Source organism: Streptomyces mangrovi (assembly GCF_900114215.1).
Classification (GTDB): Bacteria; Actinomycetota; Actinomycetes; order Streptomycetales; family Streptomycetaceae; genus Streptomyces; species Streptomyces barkulensis.
Window position 1 is genome coordinate 260,316 of record NZ_FOSG01000005.1, and the last position, 21,894, is coordinate 282,209.

18 protein-coding genes and 2 tRNA genes are annotated in these 21,894 nt (G+C 70.4%); 3 read left to right on the forward strand and 17 right to left on the reverse strand.

Annotation, left to right across the window (positions count from 1 at the left end; all coding sequences use genetic code 11):
- Window positions 1–116: 116 nt before the first annotated feature.
- The 9 genes from rodA to BM237_RS09620 form a co-directional block, all read right to left on the reverse strand.
- On the reverse strand, window positions 117–1,310 hold the full coding sequence (rodA, locus tag BM237_RS09580) for a rod shape-determining protein RodA (protein WP_093849119.1): 1,194 nt from the start codon (window positions 1,308–1,310) through the stop codon (window positions 117–119).
- Window positions 1,307–3,421 carry a penicillin-binding protein 2 gene (gene mrdA, locus BM237_RS09585; protein ID WP_093849120.1) on the reverse strand — a complete coding sequence of 705 codons (2,115 nt, stop codon included), beginning with the start codon at window positions 3,419–3,421 and terminating at the stop codon, window positions 1,307–1,309. The genes rodA and mrdA overlap by 4 nt, the downstream gene beginning before the upstream one ends.
- Window positions 3,422–3,488: 67 nt before the next feature.
- A complete protein-coding gene (gene mreD, locus BM237_RS09590) occupies window positions 3,489–4,190 on the reverse strand; it encodes a rod shape-determining protein MreD (protein WP_093849121.1) in 702 nt (233 codons plus the stop codon).
- Window positions 4,191–4,192: 2 nt separating this feature from the next.
- On the reverse strand, window positions 4,193–5,206 hold the full coding sequence (gene mreC / locus BM237_RS09595) for a rod shape-determining protein MreC (protein WP_093849122.1): 1,014 nt from the start codon (window positions 5,204–5,206) through the stop codon (window positions 4,193–4,195).
- A gap of 129 nt (window positions 5,207–5,335) precedes the next feature.
- Entirely contained in the window at window positions 5,336–6,355 is a 1,020-nt protein-coding gene (locus tag BM237_RS09600; RefSeq protein WP_093849232.1) for a rod shape-determining protein, read from the reverse strand.
- Between the two features lie 284 nt (window positions 6,356–6,639).
- Window positions 6,640–7,053, reverse strand: a complete 414-nt coding sequence (gene ndk / locus BM237_RS09605) for a nucleoside-diphosphate kinase (RefSeq protein WP_093849123.1) — start codon at window positions 7,051–7,053, stop codon at window positions 6,640–6,642.
- Window positions 7,054–7,164: 111 nt separating this feature from the next.
- Window positions 7,165–7,506, reverse strand: coding sequence for a DUF4233 domain-containing protein (locus BM237_RS09610; protein WP_093849124.1), 342 nt, complete (start codon window positions 7,504–7,506; stop codon window positions 7,165–7,167).
- A 6-nt stretch (window positions 7,507–7,512) separates the two neighbouring features.
- Window positions 7,513–9,072: a bifunctional tetrahydrofolate synthase/dihydrofolate synthase gene (gene folC / locus BM237_RS09615; protein ID WP_093849125.1), complete on the reverse strand. Its 1,560-nt coding sequence runs from the start codon at window positions 9,070–9,072 to the stop codon at window positions 7,513–7,515.
- Between the two features lie 102 nt (window positions 9,073–9,174).
- Window positions 9,175–11,823, reverse strand: a complete 2,649-nt coding sequence (locus BM237_RS09620; RefSeq protein ID WP_093849126.1) for a valine--tRNA ligase — start codon at window positions 11,821–11,823, stop codon at window positions 9,175–9,177.
- 132 nt (window positions 11,824–11,955) lie between these two features.
- Here BM237_RS09620 and BM237_RS09625 point away from each other — a divergent pair, with 132 nt between their 5' ends.
- Complete coding sequence (locus BM237_RS09625; RefSeq protein ID WP_093849127.1) at window positions 11,956–12,921, forward strand: hypothetical protein; 966 nt, start codon at window positions 11,956–11,958, stop codon at window positions 12,919–12,921.
- Window positions 12,922–13,027: 106 nt separating this feature from the next.
- Here the strand turns inward: BM237_RS09625 and clpX are convergent, their stop codons facing one another.
- The 5 genes from clpX to BM237_RS09650 all read right to left on the reverse strand — a co-directional run bounded on the left by clpX (window position 13,028) and on the right by BM237_RS09650 (window position 17,706).
- Entirely contained in the window at window positions 13,028–14,323 is a 1,296-nt protein-coding gene (clpX, locus tag BM237_RS09630; RefSeq protein WP_093849128.1) for an ATP-dependent Clp protease ATP-binding subunit ClpX, read from the reverse strand.
- Window positions 14,324–14,503: 180 nt separating this feature from the next.
- Window positions 14,504–15,190, reverse strand: coding sequence for an ATP-dependent Clp protease proteolytic subunit (locus tag BM237_RS09635; protein WP_093849129.1), 687 nt, complete (start codon window positions 15,188–15,190; stop codon window positions 14,504–14,506).
- A 64-nt stretch (window positions 15,191–15,254) separates the two neighbouring features.
- On the reverse strand, window positions 15,255–15,857 hold the full coding sequence (locus BM237_RS09640; RefSeq protein WP_093849130.1) for an ATP-dependent Clp protease proteolytic subunit: 603 nt from the start codon (window positions 15,855–15,857) through the stop codon (window positions 15,255–15,257).
- A 252-nt stretch (window positions 15,858–16,109) separates the two neighbouring features.
- Complete coding sequence (gene tig, locus BM237_RS09645) at window positions 16,110–17,531, reverse strand: trigger factor (RefSeq protein WP_093849131.1); 1,422 nt, start codon at window positions 17,529–17,531, stop codon at window positions 16,110–16,112.
- A gap of 98 nt (window positions 17,532–17,629) precedes the next feature.
- Window positions 17,630–17,706: transfer RNA gene (locus tag BM237_RS09650), tRNA-Pro, on the reverse strand.
- 113 nt (window positions 17,707–17,819) lie between these two features.
- Between BM237_RS09650 and BM237_RS09655 the strand changes: the two genes are divergently transcribed.
- Window positions 17,820–17,890, forward strand: a tRNA-Gly gene (locus BM237_RS09655).
- 83 nt (window positions 17,891–17,973) lie between these two features.
- Here BM237_RS09655 and BM237_RS09660 read toward each other — a convergent pair.
- A complete protein-coding gene (locus BM237_RS09660; protein WP_093654442.1) occupies window positions 17,974–18,168 on the reverse strand; it encodes a hypothetical protein in 195 nt (64 codons plus the stop codon).
- 501 nt (window positions 18,169–18,669) lie between these two features.
- Between BM237_RS09660 and BM237_RS09665 the strand changes: the two genes are divergently transcribed.
- On the forward strand, window positions 18,670–19,935 hold the full coding sequence (locus tag BM237_RS09665) for an acyltransferase family protein (protein WP_093849132.1): 1,266 nt from the start codon (window positions 18,670–18,672) through the stop codon (window positions 19,933–19,935).
- A 16-nt stretch (window positions 19,936–19,951) separates the two neighbouring features.
- Here the strand turns inward: BM237_RS09665 and BM237_RS09670 are convergent, their stop codons facing one another.
- Together BM237_RS09670 and BM237_RS09675 are read right to left on the reverse strand one after the other, a co-directional pair.
- Entirely contained in the window at window positions 19,952–20,728 is a 777-nt protein-coding gene (locus BM237_RS09670) for an endonuclease V (protein ID WP_093849133.1), read from the reverse strand.
- Window positions 20,721–21,875 (reverse strand): PP2C family protein-serine/threonine phosphatase, encoded by a 1,155-nt coding sequence (locus BM237_RS09675; protein WP_175540946.1) that lies wholly within the window; start codon window positions 21,873–21,875, stop codon window positions 20,721–20,723. Before BM237_RS09675 ends, BM237_RS09670 begins: the two co-directional genes overlap by 8 nt.
- Window positions 21,876–21,894 lie beyond the last annotated feature (19 nt).

The following is a 21,894-nucleotide window of genomic DNA, read 5'->3' on the forward strand; positions in this document are numbered from 1 at the left end:
CGCGTTCGGCGGACGGGAGTGACCATCCAGCGTAACGCCTGCCGGGACGGGCCCCGGACCCCGCATACCGGCGAGGGCCGGTACGCGGGCGGGCCCGGGATCCGGGGGCCCGGGGCTCAGGCGGAGACCGGGCGCTGCACCCGGATCGACTGGAGCAGCCCGATGGCGATCCAGACCGCGAACATCGAGGTGCCGCCGTAGCTGACGAAGGGCAGCGGCAGACCGGCGACCGGCATGATGCCCATGGTCATCCCGATGTTCTCGAAGGACTGGAAGGCGAACCAGGCGATGATCCCGGCAGCGACGATCGTGCCGTACAGCTCGGTCGTCTCCAGCGCGATACGGCAGGCGCGCCACAGCACCACGCCCACCAAGAGGATGATCAGGCCCGCGCCGAGGAAGCCCAGCTCCTCGCCCGCGACGGTGAAGACGAAGTCGGTCTGCTGCTCGGGGACGAACCGCCCGGTGGTCTGACTGCCCTCGAACAGTCCCTTGCCGTGGAGACCGCCCGAGCCGATGGCGATCCGGGCCTGGTTGGTGTTGTAGCCGGCGCCGGACGGGTCGAGCGCGGGGTTGGCGAAGGCCGCGAAGCGGTTGATCTGGTACTCGTCGAGCACGCCGAGCTGCCAGACCAGGACGGCGCCGATGCCGCCCGTGGCCAGCAGGCCGATGATCCAGCGGTTGGAGGCGCCGGAGGCCAGCAGCACTCCCAGCACGATCACGACCAGCACCATCACCGAGCCCATGTCGGGCATCAGCATGACGATCCCGATCGGCACGGCGGCCAGCGCGAGGGACTGCACCACCGTGCGGTGGTCGGGGTGGAGCCGGTCGCCGGCGTCCACCTGGGCGGCGAGCAGCATCGCCATGCCCAGGATGATGGTGATCTTGGCGAACTCGGCGGGCTGGAGCGACAGGCCGGCGCCCAGGTCCAGCCAGGCGCGCTGGCCGTTGATCGTCGCGCCGAGCGGGGTGAGCACGAGCAGTGTGAGCAGTACGGACAGCCCGTACAGCACCGGGACCGCGCCGCGCAGCCTGCGGTGGCCGAGCCAGACGGTGCCCACGGACAGTGCCACGCCGATGGCGAGGCTGATCAGATGGCGCCACAGGAAGTGCTGGGGGTCGCCCTCGTTCAGCTCGGTGCGGTTGCGGGTGGCGGACCACACCAGCAGGGAGCCGATGACGGACAGCGCCACGCAGGCCAGCAGCAGGGTCCAGTCCAGGCGGCGCAGGACGGAGTCGCGGGCCGTCAGCCTGCTCCAGGCGGAGCGCTCCTGCCAGGGCCGCCCGTTGTAGGAGTGGGTGCTCACGGCTTGAAGCCCTTCTGGCGCAGGGCCTCGATGGTGCCGTCCGGGTTGATCCGGGGAAGCTTCTTGTGCGGTTTGGGCAGCAAGGCCTTCTTCCTGTCGATCTTCCCGCCCTCGCCGACGCCGTACAGCGCGTCGTAGATCGCGCGCACCGCGGGGCCCGAGGCGCCGGAGCCGGTGCCGCCCTGGGAGATCGTCATGACGATCGTGTACTCGTCGGTGTAGGTCGCGAACCACGAGGTGGTCTGCTTGCCGTGGACCTCGGCCGTACCGGTCTTGGCGTGCATGGGGATCTCCTTCTGCGGCCAGCCGGTGTCGGCGAAGCGCCAGGCGGCGGTGCCGCGGGTGGCCACGCCCTCCAGCGCCTTGTCGGTCTGGCGCAGGGTCTTGGCGTCCATCGGCAGCCTGCCGCGCTTCTTCGGCTCGATCTCCTCGACGGTCTTGCCGTCGGGGCTGATGACGGCCTTGCCGACGGTGGGCTCGTACATGGTGCCGCCGTTGCTCAGGGCCGCGTAGATGGCCGCCATCTGAATGGGCGTCACCAGGGTGTCGCCCTGCCCGATGGAGTAGTTGACGCTGTCGCCGGCGCGCAGCTTGTTGCCCTCCAGGCAGTTCTCGTACGCGATCTGCTCGACGTAGTCCCCGCCCTTCTTGCCGTACTTGCACCAGGCGTCCTTGTTGGCCTCCCAGTACTCCCGCTTCCACTTCCGGTCGGGCACACGGCCGGTGACCTCGTTGGGCAGGTCGATCCCGGTGCGCTTGCCGAGGCCGAACTCGTGGGCCGTCCTGTAGAACCAGTCGTCGGGGTTCTTCTTGGGGTCGATGCCCCCGTCCTTCTTCCACTCCTGGTGGGCCAGGGCGTAGTAGACGGTGTCGCAGGAGACCTCCAGCGCGCGGCCGAGGTCGATCATGCCGTGGTTCTGGGACTCGAAGTTCTTGAAGACCTGGCCGCCGATGCTGTACGAGGAGGGGCAGTTGTAGCGCCCGTCGAACTCGTAGCCGGCCTTGACGGCCGCGGCGGTCGGGATCACCTTGAAGATCGAGCCGGGCGCGGCCTGTCCCTGGATGGCCCGGTTGAGCAGCGGGTAGTTGGACTTCTTGCCGGTCAGCCTGGCGTAGTCCTTGGCGGAGATGCCGCCGACCCAGGCGTTGGGGTCGTAGTCCGGCGCGGAGGCCATCGCCACGATCCGGCCCGTCTTGGACTCCATCACCACGACCGCGCCCGCGTCCGCCTCGTAGTTGCGGTTGGTGTTGCGGTCGTGCTGTTTGCGCGCCTCCTTCATCGCCTTGACCAGTTCCTTCTCGGCGATGGCCTGGACGCGTGCGTCGATGCTGGTGACGAGGGAGGAGCCGGGCTCGCCCTTGTCGTTCTCCGCCTCGCCGATGACGCGGCCGAGGTTGTCCACCTTGTAGCGCGTCACGCCCGCGTCGCCGCGCAGCGCCGCGTCGTACTGGCGCTCCAGGCCGGAGCGGCCGATCTGGTCGGAGCTGAGCAGCGGGGAGCCGGTGTCCTTGGTCTGCGCGATCTCCTCGTCGGTGACGGGCGAGAGGTAGCCCAGGACCTGGGAGGTCCGCGCGCCGTACGGGGCCGGGTAGCGGCGGACGGCGACGGGTTCGGCGGTGATGCCGGGGAAGTCCTCCTGGCGTTCGCGGATCTGGAGGGCCTGCTGCGTGGTGGCCTCGTCGGTCACCGGGATCGGCTGGTAGGGCGAGCCGTTCCAGCAGGGCTGCGGGGTCTCGGCGTCGCACAGGCGGGTCTTGTCGGAGACGTCCTTGTACGTCATGCCGAGGACGTCGGCCAGCCGGGTGAGGACGGCCTTGCCGCCGTCGTCCATCTTCATCAGCTCGGTGCGGCTGGCGGAGACCACCAGCCGCGTCTCGTTGTCGGCCAGCGGCACACCGCGCGCGTCGAGGATGGCGCCGCGCACGGCGGGCTGGACGACCTGCTGCACATGGTTGCCCGCGGCCTTCTCCGCGTACTCCTCGCCGTTGCGGATCTGGAGGTACCACAGCCGCCCGCCGAGGGTGAGCATCAGGGAGAAGACCAGGATCTGGATGGCGACCAGCCGGATGGTGACCCGGGTGGTGCGCCCGGTCTCGGGAATGTTGCTCACTGCGTCTCCGTCGCAATCACAGTCGCCGCCGTCGTCACAGCCGCTGTCGCCGTCACAGTCGCCGCCGTCACAGCCGCTTGACGCCCTTGATCCGCCCCGTTCCGCTCCTGGGGACCCGGGCCGTCAGACCGCCGCGCCGGGCGGCGCCCGCCCGGCCGCCGAGGCGGCCGGTGCGGCCGCGCAGCCCGCCGAGCCCTCCGGAGCCGAGCAGCCCGCCGTAGGTGCGGGCGCCGTCACCGGCGCTGCCGGCCGTGTCGGCGAGCGGGTCGTGCGCGGTGCGGCGGGCCAGCGCCATGACCACCGGGACGGTGAAGGGCGCGAGCAGCAGGTCGTAGACGGTGGCCGTGGTCAGCAGCAGGCCCAGGCCCACGTGGCGGGCCGCGGTGTCGCCGACCAGCGCGCCGACGCCGGCGTAGAGCAGGGTGGAGGAGAGCGCGGCGCCGGCCACGACGAGCATCGGGACGGTGGCCGAGCGGTGCTGGCCGTTCTCCGGCCTGGTCAGACCGGCGGCGTAGCCGACGACGCACAGCACCAGCGCGTAGCGGCCCACGGCGTGGTCGGCGGGCGGCGCGAGGTCGGCCAGCAGGCCGGCCGCGAAGCCGACCAGGGCTCCGCCGGTGTGGCCGTAGACCAGCGCCAGGCCGAGGACGGTCAGCAGCAGCAGGTCGGGGACGGCGCCGGGCAGTTGGAGCCGGGCCAGCACACTGACCTGGACCACCAGGGCGACGACGACGAGCGCGAGCGAGAGCAGGATCCGGTTGGGGTGCATCGTTATCGGTCAGCTCCTGGAAGGGCTGGGGTGTCGCCCCCGGAGGGAGCGGCGTCCGCGGAGGGACCGGTGCTCGCCGAGGGGCCGGTGGCGGATGACTCGGCGGCGGCCGAGGGGTCGGCGGTCACCGTGACCGTCGGGGCGGGCCGGTCCTTCGGCTTGGGCGGGAGGACCGCGTCACGCGGGTCGGTGCGCGGCGGCTTGACGACGACGCCGACGATGTCGAGCTTGGTGAAGCCGACGTACGGCCGCACCCGCACCGTCCGGGTGAGGCCGCCGCTGTGCGGATCGACCCGGATGACCTCGCCCACCGGCACGCCGGGTACGAACGGCCGGTCGTTGCTGGAGCCGAAGGTGACCAGGCGGTCGCCCTTCTTCACCCTGGCCTTGCTGTTGAGGAGCTGGACGGTCAGCGCGCTGTCGCCGCGGCCGCCCGCGAAGCCGAGTTCACCGGTGCCCTCCATCCGGGTGCCGACGGTGAAGTCGGGGTCGTTGGCCAGGAGCACGGTGGAGGTGCTCGGTCCGACGGTGGTGACCCGGCCGACGAGTCCGTCGCCGTTTATCACGGTCATGTCGCGCCTGATGCCGTCGTCTCGGCCGACGTCGATGGTGACGGTCCAGGAGAAGCCCTGGGCGGCGCCGATGCCGACGACCTGGGCGGCCTTGATGCCGTACTGCCCGGCGCCCGCGGTCCTCAGCAGGTCGTCGAGCTGCTCGACCCGGGCGTTGTCGCGGTCGGAGGCGGCGAGCCTCTGCTTCAGTTCGGCGTTCTCCCGCTCCAGTACGCTGATCCGGTCGTGGCGCTCGCCGGAGTCCCGTACGGCCGCGATGGCGTTGCCGACGGGGTCGACGGCGGTGGCGACACCGCTCTCCACCGGGCCCAGGACGGACGCGGTCACCTGCCGCGCCCCGTCCAGCGGCGATCGCTCACCGCCGCGGATGTCCACCGTGATCAGTGCGAACGCGATGGCGACCAGCAGAACGAGCAGCAGCCGGCTCTCTCGTGTATCCCTCACGTGCGACGGCCGTGCCTTCCCTTGTTGGACTTGTCTGACCGTGGTGCCGATCCGGTTTCCCGGGGCGCCCGCCGCCTTTGTCCCCCGTCCGGGCACGGGCGGCGCGGCGGGAGCCGGCCCGGCCCGGCGTCACCGCCGCGGCTGGGCGTCGAGCACCTGCTGGAGCGCCTCGAACTCCTCGACGCACTTGCCCGAGCCCAGCGCCACCGAGTCCAGCGGGTCCTCGGCGATGTGGATGGGCATGCCCGTCTCGCGCCGCAGCCGCTCGTCCAGGCCGCGCAGCAGGGCGCCGCCGCCGGTGAGGACGATGCCGCGGTCCATGATGTCGCCGGAGAGCTCGGGCGGGCACTTGTCGAGGGTGGTCTTGACCGCGTCCACGATGGAGTTGACGGGCTCCTCGATGGCCTTGCGGACCTCGGTGGCCGAGATGACCACGGTCTTGGGCAGTCCGCTGACCAGGTCCCGGCCGCGGATCTCGGTGTGCTCGTCGTCCTCCATGTCGTACGCCGAGCCGATCGTGATCTTGATGCTCTCGGCCGTGCGCTCGCCCAGCAGGAGGCTGTACTCCTTCTTGATGTGCTGGATGATCGCGTTGTCCAGCTCGTCGCCCGCCACCCGGATGGACTGCGCGGTGACGATCCCGCCCAGGGAGATCACGGCCACCTCGGTGGTGCCGCCGCCGATGTCGACCACCATGTTGCCCGTCGCCTCGTGGACCGGCAGCCCCGAGCCGATGGCGGCCGCCATCGGCTCCTCGATGATGTGCACCTGGCGGGCGCCGGCCTGGGTGGAGGCCTCGATGACCGCGCGTCGCTCGACACCGGTGATACCGGAGGGGACGCACACGACCACCCGGGGCCGCGCGAGGTAGCGCCGCTTGTGGATCTTGAGGATGAAGTAGCGGAGCATCCGCTCGGTGATCTCGAAGTCCGCGATCACCCCGTCCTTGAGGGGACGGACCGCCACGATGTTGCCCGGGGTGCGGCCGATCATCTTCTTCGCCTCGGCGCCGACCGCGAGGATTCCGCCGGTGTTGGTGTTGATGGCGACGACCGATGGCTCGTTGAGGACGATCCCGCGACCCCTGACGTACACCAGCGTGTTGGCGGTCCCGAGGTCGACAGCCATGTCACGGCCGATGAACGACATGTTGTTCGCCATGAGGATACGTCAGGCCTTCCGACTGGAGCGATGTGAGGGGAGGACGACAGCGTGCGCTGCGGGGCCCGGAGAAGTTTCCATCGTAGTCGCGCTCCTTCGAACGCGGTGAGAGGGTTCCTCCTCCGTCATTGTCGGCGGAACGCGGTTCATCCCCGTATGTGGTGACGTCGCGTCCGGGTGATTCGTTCCCCCGAGTGGAGGGCGAATTCGCCTGGGGCGATCGAATTCCATCGATCGCCCCAGGTCAAGAGGTTCACACTTCTGATACTCCGTCAGAGGTGCGAGGGGAAGAAGATCTTCAGCTCCCGTTCGGCGGACTCCTCGGAGTCCGAGGCGTGGACAAGGTTCTCACGCACGATCGTTCCGAAATCCCCTCGGATGGAGCCGGGCGCCGCGGCGATCGGGTCGGTCGGACCCACCAGGGCGCGCACCCCCTCGATCACCCTCTCGCCCTCGACGACCATCGCCACGGACGGGCCGGAGGCCATGAACTCCATCAGCGGCTCGTAGAACGGGCGGCCGACGTGCTCGGCGTAGTGCCGCTCCAGGGTGGCCCGGTCCAGCGTGCGCAGCTCCATCGCGTCGATCGTCCAGCCGGCCTTGCGTTCGATGCGCCCGACGATCTCGCCGATCAGGCCCCGCCTGACCGCGTCGGGCTTGAGGAGGACGAGGGTGCGCTGGCTCATGGTCGGCTGCTCCTTGGGACTTTCACTCACGTGAGGTATGGGCTTTCACAAGTGCTCAGAGGCTACAGGGAGCCCGCCCGCGCCCCGTCGGCACCCGTCACGCGGTGCGGGTCAGGCGGTGCCGACTCCCGCGGCCCTTCGGGCCTTCGCCTCGTCGATCACCCGGCCGAAGTGGATGGACGCCCACCACAGCCCGGCGAAGACGGCGCCGAGGAAGAACATCGCCGGGACGGCGAAACCGGAGGCGATCAGGCCGATCTGCAGCGCCCAGCCGAGCTGGAGCGCGCCGGGCCGGCCGAGCATCCCGCACAGCAGCAGACACAGCGCCATCGCCGTGCCGCCGACGGCCCACACCGTCCCCGTGGGCAGCTCCCCCAGCCGCATCGCCACCAGGGAGGCGAAGCCGATGACGAGGAACTCGCCGACGAGCGTGGACGCGCAGAGCGTACGCACCGTGTGTCACCTGTCCTTTCCGAGCAGCAGCCGGGCCTCGCCGACGGTGAGGACCGAGCCGGTGACCAGTACGCCCGCACCGGCGTACTCGCCCTCCTCCTCGGCCAGGGTGATGGCCGCCTCCAGCGCGTCGTCCAGCCGGGGTTCGACCTGGATCCGCTCCTCGCCGAAGACCTCCACGGCCAGCGCGGCGAGCTCGTCCACGTCCATGGCGCGGGGGGTGGAGTTGCGGGTGAGCACGACCTCGGCGAAGACCGGCTCGAACGCCTCCAGCAGCCCCTTCACGTCCTTCTCGGCGCTGGGGGCGACCACGCCGACCAGGCGGCTGAAGCCGAACGCCTCGGTGACCGCGGCGGCCGTCGCCTGGGCGCCCGCGGGGTTGTGCGCGGCGTCCAGCACCACCGTGGGGCTGCGGCGCACCACCTCCAGCCGTCCCGGGGACGCCACGGCGGCGAAGGCGGTGCGCACGGCGTCGATGTCCAGGGTGCGGGCGTGCCGGGAGCCGATGCCGAAGAACGCCTCGACGGCCGCCAGCGCCACGGCGGCGTTGTGTGCCATGTGGGCGCCGTGCAGCGGCAGGAAGACCTCCGGGTACTCCCCGCCCAGACCGCGCAGCGTCAGCAGCTGCCCGCCGACGGCGACCTCGCGGGAGACGACGCCGAACTCCAGGCCCTCGCGGGCGACGGTGGCGTCCATCTCCGCGGCCCTGCGCAGTACGACCGAGGCGGCCTCGACCGGCTGCTGGGCCAACACGACGGTGGCGTCCCGCTTGACGATGCCGGACTTCTCCCCGGCGATCTTCTCGGGTGTGTCGCCCAGCCGGTCGGTGTGGTCCAGGGCGATCGGGGTGACGACGGCGACGGACGCGTCGATCACGTTGGTGGCGTCCCAGCTCCCGCCCATGCCGACCTCGACGACCGCCACGTCCACGGGCGCGTCGGCGAAGGCCGCGTACGCCATGCCCGTCATGACCTCGAAGAACGACAGCCGGTGCTCCTGGGCGGCGTCCACCATCTCCACGTACGGCCGCAGGTCCTCGTACGTCTCGATGAACCGCTCGGCGGAGATCGGCGCGCCGTCCAGGCTGACCCGCTCGGTCATCGCCTGGACGTGCGGGCTGCTGTAGCGGCCGGTGCGCAGGTCGAAGGCGCCCAGCAGCGCCTCGATCATCCGGGCCGTGGTGGTCTTGCCGTTGGTGCCGGTGATGTGGATGGAGGGGTAGGAGCGCTGCGGCTCGCCGAGTACGTCCATCAGCGCGGCGATCCGCGTCAGGGACGGCTCCAGCCTCGTCTCGGGCCACCGCCCCACCAGCTCGGCCTCCACCGCCCGCAGCGCCCGGTCCAGGTCCGGGTCCTCGGGCCGGGTCGGCAGCTCGCCGCCCCCGGTCGGACCGGCCTGGGTGCGCAGGGTGCGGCTGCCGGCCTCGATCACGGCGAGATCGGGGTCGCGGTCGGTCTCGGCGTCGATGATCTCGTCGAACCGCTCCAGGGGATCGCCGTGCTCCCCCTCCTGACCGGAGGCGTCGCCGGGGCCTTCGTGCGGGTCGTGCGGGGGCTGCTCACTCACCGTTTCAGTGTACGGAGACGGCGGTGGCCGCCGCGCCCGGGCCGGGCGCGGCGGCCACCGCCGTCTCGTCGTGCCTGTCGTTCCACCCCGCCCGCGGGCTTTCTAGCCCTGGGGCAGTGCCTCCAGCTGGGCGGAGATCCGGGCGATGTCCGCCTCGGCCTGCTCCCTGCGGGTGCGGATCCTGTCGACCACGTGGTCGGGGGCCTTGGCCAGGAAACCCTCGTTGCCGAGTTTGGCCGTGGTCTGCGTCAGCTCCTTCTCGGCCGCCGCCAGGTCCTTGGCCAGACGCTTGCGCTCGGCGGCGAAGTCGATCGCGCCGGACAGGTCCAGCTCCACCTTCGCGCCCGCCACCGGCAGGGACGCGGTGGTCCGGAAGTCCTCGCCGGCCGGCTGCAGACGCAGCAGGGAGCGGATGGCCGCCTCGTGGACGGCCAGCGCCGTCCCGTCCAGGGTGAGGCGGGCCGGGACGCGCTGGCCGGGCTGGAGGCCCTGGTCGGCGCGGAAGCGGCGGACCTCGGTGATCACCTGCTGGAGCGTGGCGATCTCCCGCTCGGCCGCGGTGTCGCGGAAGCCGGAGTCGGACGGCCAGTCGGCGATCACCACGGACTCCCCGCCCGTCAGCGTCGTCCACAGCGTCTCGGTGACGAACGGCATCACCGGGTGGAGCAGCCGCAGCGTGGTGTCCAGGACCTCGCCCAGGACGCGGGCGGAGGCGCGGGCCGCGTCGCCGCCCGCGGTGAAGGTGGTCTTGGACAGCTCGACGTACCAGTCGAAGACCTCGTCCCACGCGAAGTGGTAGAGCAGGTCGGAGAGCTTGGCGAACTGGTAGTCGTCGTAGTGGGCGTCCACCTCGGCCACGACCGTGTTCAGCCGGGAGAGGATCCAGCGGTCGGTCGCCGACAACTCCCCGGGCGCGGGCAGGTCGCCCTCGACCGTGGCGCCGTTCATCAGCGCGAAGCGGGTGGCGTTCCAGACCTTGTTGGCGAAGTTGCGGGAGGCCTGGACCCAGTCCTCGCCGATGGGGACGTCGACACCGGGGTTGGCGCCGCGCGCGAGGGTGAAGCGCAGCGCGTCGGAACCGTAGGTGTCCATCCAGTCCAGCGGGTTGACCGCATTGCCGAAGGACTTCGACATCTTCTTGCCGAACTGGTCGCGGACCATGCCGTGCAGCACGATCTGGCGGAACGGCGGGGTGCCGTCCATCGCGTACAGGCCGAACATCATCATCCGGGCGACCCAGAAGAAGAGGATGTCGTAGCCGGTGACCAGCGCGGAGTTCGGATAGAACTTCTCCAGGCTCTCGGTCTTCTCCGGCCACCCGAGGGTGGAGAACGGCCACAGGCCGGAGGAGAACCAGGTGTCCAGCACATCGCTGTCCTGGTGCCAGCCCTCGCCTCCGGGAGGCTCCTCGTCCGGTCCGACGCAGACGGTCTCGCCGTTCGGGCCGTACCAGACCGGGATGCGGTGGCCCCACCACAGCTGGCGGGAGATGCACCAGTCGTGGAGGTTGTCGACCCAGCCGAAGTAGCGGGACTCCATCTCCTTGGGGTGGATGGTGACCCGGCCGTCGCGCACCGCGTCGCCGGCGGCCTTCGCCAGCGGGCCGACCTTCACCCACCACTGCATCGACAGCCGCGGCTCGATGGTCGTCTTGCAGCGCGAGCAGTGGCCGACGGAGTGGATGTAGGGGCGCTTCTCGGCGACGATGCGCCCCTCGGCGCGCAGCGCGCCGACGACCGCCGAACGCGCCTCCAGCCGGTCCAGTCCCTGGAACGGACCGTGGGCGGTGATGACCGCGTGCTCGTCCATGACCGTGATGCCCGGCAGGTCGTGGCGGCGGCCGATCTCGAAGTCGTTCGGGTCGTGCGCCGGGGTGACCTTGACGGCGCCCGTGCCGAACTCGGGGTCCACGTGCTCGTCGGCGACGACCGGGATACGCCGGCCGGTGAGCGGCAGTTCGATCTCGGTGCCGACGAGGTGGGTGTAGCGCTCGTCGTCGGGGTGGACGGCCACGGCGGTGTCGCCGAGCATCGTCTCGGCGCGGGTGGTGGCCACGACGATGGAGTTGTCGCCCTCGCCGTAACGGATCGAGACCAGCTCGCCGTCCTGGTCGGCGTACTCCACCTCGATGTCGGAGATGGCCGTCAGACAGCGTGGGCACCAGTTGATGATCCGCTCGGCGCGGTAGATCAGCTCGTCGTCGTAGAGCCGCTTGAAGATCGTCTGGACGGCGCGGGAGAGCCCCTCGTCCATGGTGAAGCGCTCACGCGACCAGGCGACGCCGTCGCCCAGCCGCCGCATCTGGCCGGAGATCTGGCCGCCGGACTCCGACTTCCACCGCCACACCCGCTCCACGAACGCCTCGCGGCCCAGATCGTGGCGGGACTTGCCCTCCTTGGCCAGCTCTCGCTCGACGACGTTCTGGGTGGCGATGCCGGCGTGGTCCATGCCGGGCTGCCACAGCGTCTCGTGGCCCTGCATCCGCTTGCGGCGGGTGAGGGCGTCGATCAGCGTGTGCTCGAAGGCGTGGCCCAGGTGCAGACTGCCGGTGACGTTGGGCGGCGGGATGACGACCGTGTACGACGGCTTGTCGCTCCCCGCGTCCGCCTCGAAGTAACCGCGCTCTACCCAGCGCTCGTACAGCTTCTCCTCCACCTCGGCCGGGACGTACTGAGTCGGCAGGTCGGCATGGGCGCTGTTCGAAGGCTCCGCCCCCGCGGGGGTCGGGCTCTGCTGAGTGTTCTCGGTCACGACGGCCAGTGTACGGGCGGCCGAGCGGCGGTCTCGAACCGGTTTGGGGGTCCGGGTGACGGGGGAGCGCCGGGGTCCGCGAGGATGGGACCGCTCATAGATGAACGTGTCCGATCAAGGGGGAGCCCCAGCGTGAGTCACAACCAGCCGCCGCCACAGCCCGGTCCGTACGGTCAGCAGCCGCAACCGCCGTACGGCGGCGGCCCTCAGCCGGGGTACGGCTATCCGCAGCAGCCGGGCATGCCGCCGCAGGGGCAGCCGGGGTACGGGTACCCGCAGCAGCCCGGTCAGCCCGGTCAGCCCCAACCGGGCTTCCCCCAGCAGGGCGGCTGGGGACAGCCGGGTTACCCGCAGCAGCCCGGCGGCTACGTGCCCCCGCCCCCGCCGGGCGGCGGCGGCAAGGGCAGGACGATCGGCGCCCTGGTGGCCGTCCTCGCGGTCGTCGGCCTGGCGGTGGGCGGCTACTTCGTCTTCTCCGACGGCGGCGGCGACATCGCCGACGACGGCAAGCGGTACAAGCTCGTGCTCCCCGCGACGGTGGCCGGCGAGTACAGGAAGACACCGTCCGGCGACCCGGACGGGTTCGACTCGGACGACCTCAAGGAACTGGAAAAGGTTGGCGTCTCCGACGCCGAGGAAGTCAACGCCGAGTACTTCACCGGCGACGTCGACGATCCCAACCCCACCACCGGTATGGCCCTGTCCTTCAACGGGGTGTGGGGCGAGGTGAAGAACCCGGAAGCAGCCGTCGACGCGCTGTTCGCGACCCTCTCCGAGGGCGCCGACGAGGATTCCCCCGAGGAGGGGGACGCGAAGGTCACACTGATCGGCGAACCGGAGGAGGTGTCCCCCGAAGGGCTGGAGAACGCTGTGATGAAGTGCCAGGAGGCCGAGTTCACCAGTGCTTCCTCCGCCGGACTGGGAAGCGGCAAGAGGGCGACCATCCCCTTCTGTGTCTGGGCCGACTACAGCACCGTCGGCGCGGTGTCCCTGGCCGACATCTCGGCGTTCCTCAGCGGCAAGGGTGGGGCGCCGATCGGCGATGCCGCCGACTTGGCCACGGAACTGCACAGCAAGGCGCGCGTCGAGATCGAGTGACACCCGCACGGCGCGCCCCGACACGCGCATGCGGGCTGGGGCCGCCCGGATTCCGGGCGGCCCCAGCCCGCATGTTCACATGCCGCGCGTCCGCGCGGCGCGCCGCTCAGGCGCTCTTCTCGCGCGGCCCCTGGCCCTGGTCGCGCTCACCGCGGGAGCGGGGCACCAGGGTGGGGTTGACGTTGGAGTGGACGACGTCCTCGGTGATCACCACACGTGCCACGTCCTTGCGCGAGGGCACCTCGTACATCACCGACATCAGGACCTCCTCCATGATCGCGCGCAGACCGCGCGCCCCGGTCCCGCGCAGGATCGCCTGGTCGGCGATGGCCTCCAGCGCCGGGCGGTCGAAGTCCAGCTCCACACCGTCGAGCTCGAAGAGCCGCTGGTACTGCTTGACCAGCGCGTTGCGCGGCTCGACCAGGATCTTCAGCAGGGCCTCGCGGTCGAGGTTGTGGACGGAGGTGATGACCGGCAGACGGCCGATGAACTCCGGGATCATGCCGAACTTGACCAGGTCCTCGGGCATGACGTCCTCGAACTGGTTGCTGGCCTCGATCTCGCGCTTGGAGCGGATCGTGGCGCCGAAGCCGATGCCCTTGGCTCCCGCCCGGGACTCGATGATCTTCTCCAGCCCGGCGAAGGCGCCGCCCACGATGAACAGCACGTTCGTGGTGTCGATCTGGATGAACTCCTGGTGGGGGTGTTTGCGGCCGCCCTGCGGCGGCACGGAGGCGGTGGTGCCCTCCAGGATCTTCAGCAGCGCCTGCTGCACGCCCTCGCCGGAGACGTCGCGGGTGATCGACGGGTTCTCACTCTTGCGGGCGACCTTGTCGATCTCGTCGATGTAGATGATCCCGGTCTCGGCCTTCTTCACGTCGTAGTCGGCGGCCTGGATCAGCTTCAGCAGGATGTTCTCGACGTCCTCGCCCACATAGCCGGCCTCGGTCAGGGCGGTGGCGTCGGCGATGGCGAAGGGGACGTTCAGCATCCGGGCGAGGGTCTGCGCCAGCAGCGTCTTGCCGGAGCCGGTGGGGCCCAGCAGGAGGATGTTGGACTTGGCCAGCTCGATGCCGTCGTCACGGCCCTGCGAACCGCCGTTCTCGCCGGCCTGCACCCGCTTGTAGTGGTTGTAGACAGCGACGGAGAGGGCCTTCTTGGCGGCCTCCTGGCCGACGACGTACCCCTCGAGGAACTCGTAGATCTCACGCGGCTTGGGCAGTTCGTCCCAGCGCATCTCGGAGGTTTCGGCGAGCTCTTCCTCGATGATCTCGTTGCAGAGGTCGATGCACTCGTCGCAGATGTAGACGCCCGGCCCCGCGATGAGCTTCTTCACCTGCTTCTGGCTCTTGCCGCAGAACGAGCACTTGAGCAGATCGCCGCCGTCACCGATGCGTGCCACGAGGTGCTTCTCCTTCGCCTGGGATCCGTCGAGTTCCACGAACCCGGGTGCTTGCTCTGGGCCTTGGCGGGGGCGGCCCCCGGACCCCCTATGACGGTACCTTGCCCGGCCCCCTGAATGGGCCCCCCTCGGACCGACTCGACCCGAGGGGGGCGGAAATGTTCGGGAGAATCCGCGGGCTCAGCCCAGCCCCACCGAGGTCTTGCGGGTGGAGATGATCTGGTCGATCAGGCCGTACTCCAGCGACTCCTCGGCGGTGAGGATCTTGTCGCGCTCGATGTCCTGGCTGATCTGCTCGATCGACTTGCTGGAGTGCTTGGCGAGCATCTCCTCCAGCTGGGTGCGCATCCGCTGCACCTCGTTGGCGGCGATCTCCAGGTCGGAGACCTGGCCCCGGCCGGTCTCGCTGTAGGGCTGGTGGATCAGGATCCGCGCGTTGGGCAGCGCCATCCGCTTGCCGGGGGTGCCGGCGGCGAGCAGCACGGCCGCGGCGGAGGCCGCCTGGCCCATGCAGACGGTCTGGATGTCCGGCTTGACGAACTGCATCGTGTCGTAGATGGCCGTCAGCGCCGTGAAGGAGCCGCCGGGGCTGTTGATGTAGACCGAGATGTCACGGTCGGGGTCCATCGACTCCAGGCACAGCAGCTGCGCCATGACGTCGTTGGCGGAGGCGTCGTCGATCTGCACGCCGAGGAAGATCACGCGCTCCTCGAAGAGCTTGGCGTACGGGTCGTACTCCCGCACGCCCTGCGAGGTGCGCTCCACGAAACGCGGAACGACGTAGCGGGACTCGGCCGCCGGCCCGGTGTAGCGGGTCTCGATGCGGTCGTGGATCCCGGCCCCGGGGAAGCTGTGCTGACTGTTCATGTGGCTGTACACCGTTCTGGAGAGATGGACTGGCTGCGGTGTCGAGCTGCGGGGCGTCAGGCGCTCACGCGCCCGTGCCGCCGCCGCCCGGAAGCTGCGTGGCGGAGCCGTAGACCTCGTCGATCAGGCCGTACTCCTTGGCCTCCTGGGCGGTGAACCAGCGGTCGCGGTCGGCGTCATGGGTCCACTGCTCCTCGCTCTGGCCGGTGTGCAGCGCGGACAGCTTGGTCATCTTCTTCTTGGTGCGCAGCAGCTGCTCGGCGTGGATCTTGATGTCCGAGGCCGAGCCCGCCAGGCCCGCGGAGGGCTGGTGGATGAGGATCTCCGCGTTCGGCAGGGCGAAGCGCTTGCCGGGAGTGCCGGCGCTCAGCAGGAACTGGCCCATGGAGGCGGCCAGGCCCATGGCGATGGTCACCACGTCGTTCTTGATGTACTGCATGGTGTCGTAGATCGCCATGCCGGCCGTGATCGAGCCGCCCGGGCTGTTGATGTAGAGGTAGATGTCCTTGTCCGGGTCAGCGGCCAGGAGGAGCAGCTGAGCGGTGATCTTGTTGGCGATGTCGTCGTCGACCGGCTGGCCGAGGAAGATGATCCGCTCGTTGAGCAGCCGGTTGTAGACCTGGTCGCCGAGGCCACCGATGGTCGGCTCGGTGGCGGCGGAAGGCATCGGAAGCGTCACGTGTCCACCTGCTCGTGTACGGACGGCCGCGTCTGCCGCAGGGCCGCCTCTGGGGTCTTCGTCTGTACTTGGACCCTAACGCGCGGGTCCGACTGCGCCATCCCGGTCCGAGAGCTGTTCGCTGTTAGCGCAGGGAGCGTTCCCGCAGGTGGAACGGGCGTGTTCCGCCGTACGTGAACGGGCCCGCACGCGGTGTCGCGTGCGGGCCCGTTCGGCCGGTCGTGGGGCGGGCCCCTCCGGTCAGCCCTCGGACTTCTCGTCGCTCTGCCCGGCGGACTCGGCGGAGGCGTCGGCGGCTGCGGCGGACTCGGCGGAGGCGTCGGCGGCCTCGCCGGACTCCTCACCGTCCTCCTCGTCCTCCATGGAGACGGCCTCGCCGTTGGTGTCGGTGACCTTGGCGGCCTCGACGACGACCGCGAGCGCCTTGCCGCGGGCGACCTCGCCGACGAGCATCGGCACCTGGCCGCCCTCGACGACGGCCTGGGCGAACTGGTCGGGGCTCATGCCGGAGGACTGGGCGCGCCGCATGAGGTGCTCGGTGAGCTCCTCCTGGTTGACGTTCAGCTTCTCCTTGTTGACCAGCTCGTCGAGGATGAACTGGGTCCGGATGCCCTTCTCCGCCTGCTCCTTGAGCTCGTTCTCGAACTCCTCCTCGGACTTCTCCTGCATCTTCAGGTAGGCCGCGAGGTCCATGCCGAGCTGCGAGAGCTGGTGGTTGACCAGGTTGTGCTTGCGGGTGTTGATCTCGTCCTGGAGGAGCTTCTCCGGGACCGGGACCTCGGCCAGGGAGATCAGCGCGTCGAGCACCTTCTCCTGGGCCTGGGTGGCCTGGTCGTACTTCTTCGTCCGCTCCAGGCGCTTGCGGCTGTCGGCCCGCAGCTCCTCGAGGGTGTCGAACTCGCTGGCCATCTGGGCGAAGTCGTCGTCCAGCTCGGGCAGTTCACGGGCGGAGACGGAGGTGACGTCCACCTTGACCTCGGCCTCGCGGCCCGCGGCGGAGCCGCCCTTGAGCTCGGAGGTGAAGGTCGCGGAACCGCCGGCCTCCAGGCCGGTGACGGCCTCGTCGATACCGTCCAGCAGCTCACCGGAGCCGATCGTGTAGTCGATGCCCTCGGCGACGCCGTCCTCCAGGACCTCGCCGTCGACGCTGGCCTCCAGGTCGATCTTGACGACGTCGCCCTCGGCGGCGGCGCGCTCGACGACGGTGGTGGAGGCGAAGCGCTCACGGAGCTGCTCGACCGACTTGTCCACGTCCTCGTCGGTGACCTCGACGGCGTCGACGGTGACCTCGATGCCGGAGTAGTCCGGGATCTCGATGGAGGGACGGACGTCCACCTCGGCGGTGAACGCGAGGAGCTCGTTGTCCTTGAGCTCGGTGATGTCGACCTCGGGCTGGCCGAGCGGGCTCAGCTCACCCTCCTCGACGGCGTCCTGGTAGAGCTTGGGAAGCGCGTCGTTGACGGCCTCCTCCAGGACCGCGCCCCGGCCGAACCGCTGGTCGATCACCCTGGCGGGGACCTTGCCCTTGCGGAAGCCGGGCACGGTGACCTGCTGGTTGATCTTCTTGTACGCCGCGTCGAGGCTGGGCTTGAGCTCCTCGAAGGGCACCTCGACAGTGAGCCGAACCCGGGTGGGGTTCAGGGTCTCCACGGCGCTCTTCACGGTCGGTCTCCTTGGGGGCTGACTGCTGGGACTTCGTACTTCTTGTGGGGCGCCCCGCACGCAGACACGACACAGACAGGCGCGTCTTTCATAGTACGTGGTCGGGGTGGCCGGATTCGAACCGACGGCCTTCCGCTCCCAAAGCGGACGCGCTACCAAGCTGCGCCACACCCCGTCCGTGCGACACGTAGAGTACATGCCGTACGATGCGGAGCGTGCCGCACACGGTTCACGGTCGGCCGGTGGCGATCTGTATGATCTGTCTGCCCCGTGAACGACGGCGGCGCTGCGGGCGTAGCTCAATGGTAGAGCCCCAGTCTTCCAAACTGGCTACGCGGGTTCGATTCCCGTCGCCCGCTCCGGTTGCGGAACGGCCCGGTCCTCGATGAGGACCGGGCCGTTCCGCTTCTGCCGGTTTCCGCGCCCGCTTTCCGGGCGCCGCTCAGAAGGTGATCTGGTTGATCGACTCGGCGAGCGAGTCGAGGAAGCGGTTGATCGACGGGGCGATGCCCGTGGAGGCCAGGAAGAAGCCGAAGAGGATCGCGACGAGCGCGGGCCCCGCCTTCAGTGAGCCGCTGCGCATGAGAACGACCATGATGATCGCCAAGAGCAGCACCACAGACAGTGAAATGGCCACAACTGATCACACCCTCGGTCGCAACGCCTCTGCGCCGGCCACGCCGGCCCGGGGACCCTCCACCGCGTCCCCGGCGTGACCATCGTGCCACCAACTGCCGTGCCAGTGGAGGCAGGTGAAGGAACGGCGAGCTCCGGGCGTGTCAGCGGACAGGGTCCGCCGGAGCGCCTCGCCGGGCGCCGACCGGGTCGGTGTGCCGTACACCGGTGCTTCGGATCGGATCTTCCGAGAACATTCCCAATTACTTCACCTTTGGAATTGAGCGGTGGCGTGCACCGCGTCGGGCGGAGAAACACCCCCGAGGAAAAGAGCGGCAGGAATCCGGGCGATAAGTCCGGTATGGGTGGATGAAAGAACGGATCAATGGAGCTTAACGGACACCCTCCGGAAGAAGTCACCGACTGCGGACCGCCCGGAGGACACCGGTCGCAATTCCCGTTACGGGGGCGGTGAGGCCTTCCCGGATTTACCTCCGGACGGGCTCCCACTAAGGTGCGGCAGATGTTCCAAGTCGGCCATGAGCGCTCCCCGCTCCCTCCCACCGGACCCGACGCGGCCGCGCCGTCCACACCGTCCGCGCCGTCCGCATCAAAGGCCTCCCGGCCCGGGCCGGGAGGCGGAGCGGGAGGGGCCAAGCAGCGGGACGCCTTCTTCGACAACGCCAAGTTCCTGGCGATCGCGCTGGTCGTGGTGGGACACGCCTGGCGGCCGGTGATCGACGACTCCCGGGCGGTGCTGGCGGCCTACAACTTCGTGTACGCCTTCCACATGCCGGCCTTCATCGTCGTCTCCGGCTACTTCTCCCGCGGCTTCGACATGCGCCCGAGCCGGGTGCGGCGGCTGGTGACCGGCGTACTGGTGCCGTATCTGATCTTCGAGACCGCCTACAGCCTGTTCAGGAAGGCGGCGGACTCCCCCGAGCACCCCATAAGCCTGCTCGATCCCTGGTACCTGACCTGGTTCCTGATCGCGCTGTTCGTGTGGCGGCTGACGACGCCCGTCTGGAAGGCGCTGCGCAGGCCTCTGCCGGTGGCCCTGGGCATCGCCCTGCTGGCCTCCGTATCGCCCGACATCGGCAACGACCTGGACCTCCAGCGGGTGCTGCAACTCCTGCCGTTCTTCGTCCTCGGCCTCTGTCTGCGCCCCGAGCACTTCGAGCGCGTGCGGCGGCGCGAGGTGCGGCTGCTGAGCGTCCCCGTGGCCGCCGCGGCACTGGTCTTCGCCTACTGGTCGGGACCCCGGATGAACTTCGAGTGGTTCTACCACAACAGCAGCGGCCAGGAACTCGGCGTGCCCTGGTGGATCGGCATCGCCATGAAGCTGGCGATGTTCGCCTGCTCGCTGGTGCTGACGGTCTGTTTCCTCGTCTGGGTCCCCCGGCGCCACATGTGGTTCACCGCGCTGGGCGCGGGGACGCTGTACGCCTACCTGCTGCACGGTTTCCTGGTGCAGGCCTCGCGGATCTTCGGGTGGTACGACGCGTTCCCGTGGATCACCACTCCGGCCGGCATCGTCGTGCTGACGATCGGCGCCGCGGCCCTGGCGGCGCTGCTGTGCACCTCGCCGGTGCGGCGGACGTTCCGGTTCGCGATGGAGCCCAGGATGGACTGGCTCTTCAAGCGCGACGCCGCCGAGGCGGCGCGGCAGCGCTCCGCCGCACCGGCCGAGTCCGCCGAGTCCGCCGACTCGTCCGGGACGGCGGTGTCCTCCGGGACGGCGGTGTCCTCCGGGACAGCCCGGGCGGCCGGGACGTCCGGCTCGCGCTGACCGTCCGCCCGGGATCTCACCGCTCCGCTGCGCCGTACGGCTCCCGCAGACCCTGCCTGATCTCCCTCAGGACCCTGCGGCTGAGTCCGTCGGCGCCGCGCGTCGTCTCCGGCAGCCGGTAGCGGGGGGTGAGGCGCAGGGTGTGGGCGCAGGCGTGGTCCAGTCCGATCCCGTGCCCGGCGGAGACGAAGACCGGTCTGACGCCGGGCCGGGTGCGCAGCGCGCGGCCCACGGTCTCGGCCGGGGTGGAGCTCCGGTCCAGCAGCGGCGAGGTGTCGCCCCGCCGCGGTCCCGGCTCGGTGTGGTCGAAGACGAAGGGCGACTTGGCGACCCCGAAGCACGGCAGCCCGGTCAGCACGCCCAGATGCACCGCCAGCCCGGCCCGCCGGGGGTGCGCGTAGCCGTAGCCGTCGCAGACCACCAGATCGGGTGACGTGCCGAGCTTCTCCAGCGCGGCCAGTACCGGCGGCAGCTCGCGGAAGGCGAGCAGGCCGGGGATGTACGGGAAGCGGCTGCGGCCGGTGTGGACGGACTCCTCCAGTACCTCCAGGCTCTCCGCGTCCAGCACCACGGCCGCCGCGACCAGCAGGTCGCTGTCCTCGTCATAGGTGACGTCGACCCCGGCGATCCGGCGCGCCCGCCCCGGCGCCGGTCCCGGGCCCACCGGGTCGGCCGCGGCCCGGATGCGCTCCTGCTCGGCCACCGCCTCGGCCTCGGTGACCGGCCAGCGCGGCCCGCCGGTCGTGCCCGCCGTGCCCGCCGTGCCGGTCGTGCCGGTCGTGCTGTCAGTCACGGCGGATCAGCAGCAGGGCCCGGTCGTCGTTGACGTCGCGGGCGACGGCCTCGATCAGATGCCAGGCGGCCCCCTCGAAGCCTGCGACGACATAGCGGTCGGCCTCTCCCGTCAGCCGGTCGATGCCCTCGGCCAGCTCCCTCTCGGCGGTCTCCACCAGGCCGTCGGTGAAGAGCATCAGGACGTCGCCGGGGCGCAGGCTGCCCTTGACCGGGTCGAACCGGGCGCCGTCGTAGACGCCCAGGAGCGGTCCATCGGCGTTCTTCTCCTCCCAGCGGCCGCTGCCGGCGTTGAGCTGGAGGGCCGGCACATGGCCCGCGGAGAACAGCTCGTAGTCGCCGCTGTCGAGGTCGAGGACGAGGTGCACGGAGGTCGCGAAGCCCTCCTGCCAGTCCTGGCGCAGCAGGTAGTCGTTGGCGGCCGGGAGGAAGGCGTGCGGGGGCAGGGAGCCCAGCAGTCCGCCGAAGGCGCCGGACAGCAGCAGCGCGCGGGAGCCCGCGTCCATGCCCTTGCCGGAGACGTCGGTGAGGACGGCCTCCAGGGTGCGGCGGTCGGGCCCGGTGAGGGTGGCGACGACGAAGTCACCGGAGAAGGACTGCCCGCCCGCCGGGCGCAGCGCCATCTCCCGGTGCCAGCCCGCGGGCAGCTTCGGCAGCTTGCTCTGGACGCGGATGCGTTCGCGCAGGTCGAACAGCATGGTGTTGCCGCGCCGCCAGGGAACGCCGACCCGGCTGCGGAACTGGGCGATCAGCAGCCCGGAGAGCCCGACCGCGCCCACCACCAGGACCGTCCCCGGTGTGACGCGGCCGGGCCCGGCCGTGTACGGGCCGAGCGCGGTGGCCTCCACGATCAGGGCGCCGGCCGCGGCGGCGTACAGGACCAGCAGGCTGGCCGGGCGCAGCAGCAGGCCGCCCGCGATGACCGGCAGCACCAGTGCCTCGGGCGCGAACCACAGCGGCTCGGCGGCGGTGGCGTAGGCGAGGGCGGGGACGGTGGCGAGCAGGGCGGCGAAGGCGATCCAGTCGGACCCCTCGCCGCGGAAGTAGTCGACGGCGGAGCGGCGCAGGACCGTGCGGGCCCGGTGGACGGCCTTGCGGGCCTGGTACAACCGGGGCGCGGGGAGGGTGTTGCCCGTGCGACCTGCCATGTCAGGGACCTTATCCACC

Coding starts and splice junctions, on each gene's coding strand:
- mreD (WP_093849121.1), bottom strand. CDS start 4,190: ATGCACCCCAACCGGATCCTGCTCTCGCTCGCGCTCGTCGTCGTCGCC.
- BM237_RS09600 (WP_093849232.1), bottom strand. CDS start 6,355: ATGTCGTTCATCGGCCGTGACATGGCTGTCGACCTCGGGACCGCCAAC.
- ndk (WP_093849123.1), bottom strand. CDS start 7,053: ATGAGCCAGCGCACCCTCGTCCTCCTCAAGCCCGACGCGGTCAGGCGG.
- BM237_RS09635 (WP_093849129.1), bottom strand. CDS start 15,190: ATGAACAGTCAGCACAGCTTCCCCGGGGCCGGGATCCACGACCGCATC.
- BM237_RS09640 (WP_093849130.1), bottom strand. CDS start 15,857: ATGCCTTCCGCCGCCACCGAGCCGACCATCGGTGGCCTCGGCGACCAG.
- BM237_RS09665 (WP_093849132.1), top strand. CDS start 18,670: ATGTTCCAAGTCGGCCATGAGCGCTCCCCGCTCCCTCCCACCGGACCC.
- BM237_RS09675 (WP_175540946.1), bottom strand. CDS start 21,875: ATGGCAGGTCGCACGGGCAACACCCTCCCCGCGCCCCGGTTGTACCAG.